The 3,476-nt window shown below is 43.2% G+C and carries 2 protein-coding genes; one reads left to right on the top strand and one right to left on the bottom strand.

Annotation, left to right across the window (positions count from 1 at the left end; translation table 11 throughout):
- The coding region (locus tag CCU_RS00655; protein ID WP_208895869.1) for a LytR/AlgR family response regulator transcription factor at positions 1-660 on the bottom strand (660 nt) is incomplete at its 3' end.
- A 507-nt stretch (positions 661-1,167) separates the two neighbouring features.
- On the opposite strand from CCU_RS00655, the gene CCU_RS00650 reads away from it, so the two are divergent.
- On the top strand, positions 1,168-3,456 hold the full coding sequence (locus CCU_RS00650) for a hydratase (RefSeq protein WP_015533183.1): 2,289 nt from the start codon (positions 1,168-1,170) through the stop codon (positions 3,454-3,456).
- Positions 3,457-3,476: the final 20 nt, after the last annotated feature.

Below are 3,476 nucleotides of genomic sequence, written 5' to 3'. Positions count from 1 at the left end.
GACCGGTATGGATTCCTGAGCCAGTTTCAGCGTTATAAGTGAATTGGATCTGTCGTAGCTCTGTATGTAGTCGGGATTGAAGTAATAGCTTTTGTGGCATCTGACCAGAGGTACATCACCAGCAGCCTGCAAAATTGACTCGAAGGTCGGGTTGGTGACGATAAAATCACCGTCGGATGTGAAAATGTGCTTGTGGTGGCCGGATGCACATACATAAATTATTTCATCCATGCTTATATGGAAAAGTATTCCCTGGATATCCTTTACGCGGATCCTTGATGTCTGGTCGTCAGGCTGTGTGAGCACCGAGTTGATACCTCCTACGACATCGATTCTGTCATAAGGCTTTGAGAAATAATACTGGCAATGATACTTGTTGATGACATCAAGGTTTGGAACGGTGATATCGGTGATGAAGATGACAGGTGTGTCATTGTATTTGGGAATTCTTCGGAGATAACCACATACATCCAATCCGGTCTTTCCTCCACCGAGATCAATGTCCAGTAAAAAGATATCAATATCAAATGAATCTATTATTGTTATGGCATCGTTGTAAGTTGATGCAGTGTTGACAACAGCGTCTGCGTACTCTTCTTCAATTATATGTTTTAAGCCGGTAAGCTGGATATTGTCATCCTCAACAATCAGAAAATTCATAATCAAACACTCCTGTGAAAAATTGATAGATAAACAAAACTCTTAAATTATTAACATATCAGGAACATTCTATCATACAAATGGGAATTTCTACAATAGGTATAATTAAAGTATATGTGTGTTGTACACGAAAATTTATGTCGTTCAGGTTGTTATACGCGTCGTTTGTGTCGATTTTTGTAATAACTATTGGAAAAATTATACAAATAGTATAGTGTATGTAACAGAGGATAATTAACTCTGAGGGGAGATTGATTATATAGTGTCAGATAGGATGTATCAGGTACAGGTATTTCGGTTAAGGGTATCTGTACAGTATATTCAATTTGATGCATAGGATCTGCCATATGTGCCTGAGCATGTATGGCAGATTTTTTGCGTTAAGCTGTAATATAATACTATTTAAAATTTGAAAATAATATGGTATGATGTAGAGAAACATGGGGTTTTGTATACATCTGTGTGCAATTCCATAAATGACAAAAAGCTATTACCAGGAGGAAGAGTATGATTAAATTATTTGACAACGGTGCTTATCTGTTACATGGTACAGAGCTGGTTGAGGATAATGCTGAGGCAGGTGCGGTTCTCGCATCAAAGCTTGGCAGTGCTCCATCAAAGGAAGAGGCATCAAAGAACACACTTGCTTACGGAATATTGGCTAAGCATAACACATCTGACAATATGGAGAATCTTAAGATCAAATTCGATAAGATGACTTCACATGATATAACATTTGTAGGAATCATCCAGACAGCAAGAGCATCAGGTCTTAAGGAGTTCCCTATACCATATGTACTTACAAACTGTCACAACTCACTGTGTGCCGTAGGTGGAACCATCAATGAGGATGACCATATGTTTGGCCTCTCATGTGCGAAGAAGTATGGCGGCGTGTATGTACCACCTCATCAGGCGGTCATCCATCAGTTTGCAAGAGAGATGCTGGCAGAGTGTGGCGCCATGATACTTGGATCAGACTCACATACACGTTACGGTGCTCTTGGTACTATGGCTATTGGAGAGGGCGGCGGTGAGCTCGCAAAGCAGCTCCTGTGTAAGACATACGATGTTGCAAAGCCGGGCGTTATCGCAATCTATCTCGACGGAGAGGTACAGAAGGGGGTTGGTCCTCAGGATGTGGCACTTGCCATCATCGGAGCAACATTTGGCTGCGGATATGTCAAGAATAAGGTCATGGAGTTCGTTGGTCCTGGTGTTGACAAGCTCTCAGCAGATTTCCGTATCGGTATTGATGTTATGACAACAGAGACAACATGTCTGTCATCAATATGGAAGACAGATGACAAGATAAAGGATTGGTATGACATTCACGGAAGAAGTGAGGCATACAAGGAGATGAATCCTGGCGATGTGGCTTACTATGACGGAGTCGTATATGTAGATCTGTCAACAGTTAAGCCAATGATAGCTATGCCATTCCACCCAAGCAACACATACACCATCGACGAGCTGAATGCCAACCTCATGGATATCCTTGATGATGTTGAGAAGCGTGCACTTGTAAGCCTTGACGGCAAGGTCGACTTCACACTCAAGGATAAGGTAAGAGATGGCAAGCTGTATGTTGAGCAGGGAATCATCGCCGGATGTGCCGGTGGTGGATATGAGAATATCTGCGATGCGGCTGATATCCTCAGAGGCAAGAGCATAGGCGCTGACGAGTTCACACTGTCAGTATATCCTGCAAGTACACCTATATATATGCAGCTCGCAAAGAACGGTGTTCTGGCTGATCTCATCGAGACAGGTTCCATCGTTAAGACAGCATTTTGTGGACCTTGCTTTGGTGCCGGTGATACACCTGCCAACAATGCATTCTCCATCAGACATTCAACAAGAAACTTCCCTAACAGAGAGGGTTCAAAGATACAGAATGGTCAGATCTCATCTGTTGCGCTTATGGATGCGCGTTCTATCGCAGCAACTGCAGCCAACAAGGGCTATCTGACATCAGCAACAGACCTTGCAGATATAGAGTACACACATCCAAAGTATTTCTTCGACAAGGCTATATACGACAGAAGAGTTTACAACGGTGTTGGAAAGGCTGATCCTTCGGTTGAGATCAAGTTTGGTCCAAACATCAAGGACTGGCCTGAGATGGTTCCTCTTACAGACAACCTTCTCCTCAAGGTGGCATCAGTTATACATGATCCTGTAACAACAACAGATGAGCTTATCCCATCAGGAGAGACTTCATCATACAGATCAAATCCTCTTGGACTTGCAGAGTTCACTCTGTCAAGAAAGGATCCTGAGTACGTTGGAAGAGCGAAGGCTATCCAGGCTGTAGAGAAGGTTCGTGAGGCAGGTGAGTGCATGGGTAAGGCATTCCCAGAGGTCAAGGAAGTTATGCATGCCATCAAGGAGAAGTTTGAGGACGTATGCGGAAGCAACACAGGTGTTGGAAGTACCATTTATGCTGTTAAGCCAGGTGACGGTTCAGCCCGTGAGCAGGCTGCATCATGCCAGAAGGTTCTCGGTGGATGGGCAAACATTGCAAAGGAGTACGCTACAAAGAGATACAGATCAAACCTTATCAACTGGGGTATGCTTCCATTTGTGATCGACAAGGATTTCGACTTTGACAATGACGACTATGTATTCATCCCGGGAATCAAGGATGCGGTGAAGAACAAGACAGAGGTCATCAAGGCATATGTTGTGAACAAGAATTTTGCTGAGATAGAGCTTAGACTTGGAGAACTCACAGACGATGAGAGACAGATCATAACAGATGGCTGTCTCATCAATTACTACAAGTACAACTAAATGATATATATGGTGCCGAG

This window comes from Coprococcus sp. ART55/1 (genome assembly GCF_000210595.1).
Taxonomy (GTDB): Bacteria; Bacillota; Clostridia; order Lachnospirales; family Lachnospiraceae; genus Coprococcus; species Coprococcus aceti.
This window is presented reverse-complemented; position numbering and strand designations above follow the sequence as displayed.

Excerpts from the sequence above, each read along its gene's own strand:
- CCU_RS00650 (WP_015533183.1), top strand. The coding sequence starts at position 1,168 with ATGATTAAATTATTTGACAACGGTGCTTATCTGTTACATGGTACAGAG.